This window comes from Pseudoalteromonas sp. G4 (assembly GCF_028875915.1).
In the GTDB taxonomy this organism is placed as follows: domain Bacteria; phylum Pseudomonadota; class Gammaproteobacteria; order Enterobacterales; family Alteromonadaceae; genus Pseudoalteromonas.
This window is the reverse complement of the sequence record NZ_JAPEHW010000136.1, coordinates 1-3,415: the sequence shown is the minus strand read 5'-3', so window position 1 is coordinate 3,415 and position 3,415 is coordinate 1. Positions and strand designations below refer to the sequence as shown.

General features: G+C 33.0%; 3 protein-coding genes. All 3 read left to right on the top strand.

Annotation, left to right across the window (positions count from 1 at the left end; all coding sequences use genetic code 11):
• A partial coding sequence (locus ON073_RS20135) for a hypothetical protein (protein WP_274763659.1) occupies nt 1-327 on the top strand: 327 nt, incomplete at its 5' end.
• A gap of 1,391 nt (nt 328-1,718) precedes the next feature.
• Nucleotides 1,719-2,159 carry a hypothetical protein gene (locus tag ON073_RS20130; RefSeq protein ID WP_274763658.1) on the top strand — a complete coding sequence of 147 codons (441 nt, stop codon included), beginning with the start codon at nt 1,719-1,721 and terminating at the stop codon, nt 2,157-2,159.
• A gap of 10 nt (nt 2,160-2,169) precedes the next feature.
• Complete coding sequence (locus ON073_RS20125) at nt 2,170-2,697, top strand: hypothetical protein (RefSeq protein ID WP_274763657.1); 528 nt, start codon at nt 2,170-2,172, stop codon at nt 2,695-2,697.
• Nucleotides 2,698-3,415 lie beyond the last annotated feature (718 nt).

The following is a 3,415-nucleotide window of genomic DNA, read 5'->3' as shown; positions in this document are numbered from 1 at the left end:
TTTGCTTTAATTCTGATTGCTTTGATAGTACTTTCATTTGGATTATCGCAATTAGGTGAGTTAATAAAATCTTTCAAAGCTTTCTTCGTATATGATTACAAACCAACTCGAATTAAACTAGAGACAATCAAAGGGGCAATAACTTATAGTTATTCTGCTGCTATATTATGGTGTTTATATGCTGTGGTCATGTCATCAGCATCCACGAATGACATTAGCATATTGATACCAGATTTAGCTCTTTCCCTTACATATGGTTTTATAGTCGCTGAATTAATTCTTCGCCCTTTAAGAAAAAGAATTACTTTTCTACACACTTTTAGCTGAAATTTTTGAGCAATGATTGCTTATGGCACAAAACGGAAGTAACTCCCTGAATTTTATTATGTATCCGGCAGTAATGAGCGAATAACTGTCGTTGATAAAAGTTTAATCAACGTGAAAAATATAAAGGTTGTTCAATTTATTTTCTTGTTATTTTTCATTATTCAGCAAAGAATATCAGCCCAAAAGCGCCTAATTTAGGAAAGGGATGTTGTATAAAATTAACCTGTTAGACTTCTCTTGGCATATTGTTGGTGTCAATTTACTAATTCTATTTCTCATAATTAAATTTGTTTCCAGTAACGAGCTGTTAAGTAAAAAGCAAAAACTCAAATTGTTGATTCCTTTTTCTTTGTTTTGGAGTGGGGTCCCGTTATATCAATTCTTTTCACACTTCTATGTTAACTATGCTTATCACAATCATAGTTATGACTCAGTAAGTGGTGAAGTGATTAGTGTGATAGAAAAAGACCGCTACGTTACTATCACTGGTTTTGGCTATAGGGTTCGTTATTCAACAGTTGGTGCAAAATGTTTAACAAGGAAGCTAAAAATAAACAAGGGTGAGATAATCAAGGTTGACTTTCTTTTTGATAAACAAAACGCATGTATTGTTCAAGTAACAAAATCTTAGTTATGTAAATAGGAGGTTTGAAAAATGGAATGGCTGTAATTTAATGTTGTAGCATCTGGTTCCAGTTATAAGATCAAAAAATTGAAGTAACCCTCTGAGTTTATTATTACTATTGGTTGCAGTGAGCGAATAGCGGTCATTAGAAAATTATTCTCAACACTGATTTTATGTCCACTTACTATGTGTTTCTCATATATTCAGGAAAACGACCCATTGGGTAGATATTAAGTTGTTAGCAGTCAAGGAGTTCGCGGAAAATTGATTTACGAAATATCATTTATTGACTTTACATGGCCTCTTTTTATTATCCCGTTAATATTTTTAGTTTTTATAAATAAATACATTTATAAAAACGACCTTGTATCAAATGATTTCAAGTATAAAGCAATGGCGGTTACTACATTAATAATAGGTTTTGGTCCTTTTTGGTCATTTTCTTCACATGTCTATTCGAATATCCAATATTTAAATGGAAACTTCAAAGTATTGGAAGGGAAGTTATTAGACTGGAGCGACGATAGTCGATATTTGACACTACATATCAAAGGCCAAGGTAGAATCCGATATGCAATGTATGGAACAAGTTGTTTGAGTTATCGACCAAATGTCGAAAAGGGTACGAAAGTAAAACTTAATTATATTGGTGAAAAACAGAACGCATGTATAGTAAGTATTCAAGCTTTAGACTAGAAAATGTAAACTGCTAAAAATTTGATAAATATGACAACTTTCAAGAAGTTATGTCTTAAAGGAGAGATAGGTGTTTGGATTATTCAAAAAGAAGCCAAAACCCGAAATAAAAAAAGGACTTTCTGATGGTTTTTCTCCATTCGAAATTTTACTTCCCGAGGCAAAATTAAAAGGTGGGACTCCAGATCTTCGCATTGGATCCAAGGTATTGGATTTACTACGCTCTAATGATGCAGAAGTTCAAACGCTTGAAATATTTGAAGGCATGCCGGTTGTTAATTCTAATAATCAGCAGCTCAAAGATTTTGCGTTTGTCGTAAATGGGGCCAAACAAACGACTGCTTTAAAGTCACAAATTGAATTCATATGTTACCCACCGAAGTTAAATGATTCTATAGGGATCTTATGTTGTTTGGTTAATGGCATTCTTCATGAGTTTCATATTACTAATCTCGGTGGCGGTGCAACGTTAAACTATCAATTTTCAAAAGTCGTACATCAAAAAACATAACGAGTGAATTATGGCAGGGACGCAAAATATGGTGAAAAAAATCTGGCTTTGGTTTTTATTATCGCTTGTTCTATTGCCAATTATTTTTATTGTGGGGACTGTTATATCTGCAATTATTTTCGAGTCTAAAAGTCTCGGAAATGGATTTAACTTCATGAATAGTGGGCGTTATGATTACTTTCATATTCATAGAAATGAAAAAACAATTATAGAGAGTGCAATAGTTGATATTGCCCAAGTAGATCATATCGTTGCCGGAATAAGGTTGCCTAGGTGCTCTAATACACATCCTCAAAAAATCATACTCAGCAATAAAATTGCGTACTTTATTTTAAATACAAAAACTGGTGTTGTGATAGAGCCTCATAGTAAATCAGAGTTTTTTAACTCCTTAAAAAATTATGGTGTAGAAGACAAAGTTAATTTGGATTTTGATATGTTAAATCGTCTTAGAATCAACTACTACAAAGGGTACAATTCAATTCCAGAGCAACTAGAGTATTGTAATAATATTGAGTATAAACACCTTACAAAATAATTATGGTTGGGACTCATAAAACTTGGCTTACGCTCATTCTTCGCTAATTTTAACCCACTATGCGACGTCACGAATGACAGTTGTTGGCACAAAGCGGAAGTAACCCACTGAATTTAATTATGTATCCGACAGTAATGAGCGAAGAGCGGTCGTTGGAGTACACCAACCTTAAAAAGTGTGCTACGTTGCAAGGTCATGGTAATAAGCGATTATGCATACTTTAAAGTTTTGTAATGTGAAAAATAAAATAGTAGAAAGTTTAATATTCATATTAATACTTGCTTTAGGAATACTTGGTTTTGCTGATACTCTTCATGAGTTAGTTACTGAAAATACTGTAAGTATTATTAAACCAAATAAAGTATTTTCTGGACCCGATATATGGAAGGGCTTAGCTATTCAATTTAGTGTGCATTTAGGGCTAATATCTATGGGTATAATGATGCTCCTAAGTAAACTAAAGTTCATAAAGGCAGGGCTCTTTTTTGCAAGCATTGGTATACTGCTTTTCCTTAACTGGTTTATTTTTCTGATATTTATAATTTGAGTAGTATGCTTAACAAGTCATGCATCAGAACAAGTAAACAGTTGGATTTGTTTATGAGTAGTAGTTTTAGCCAACCACTATTATTCTTTGAATAAGGAGCTCTCACTGTCCGTTTATGGCACAGACTGTGTGAAAACTCTGATCACTTTTTGGTCTAAGCATACTCTGTTT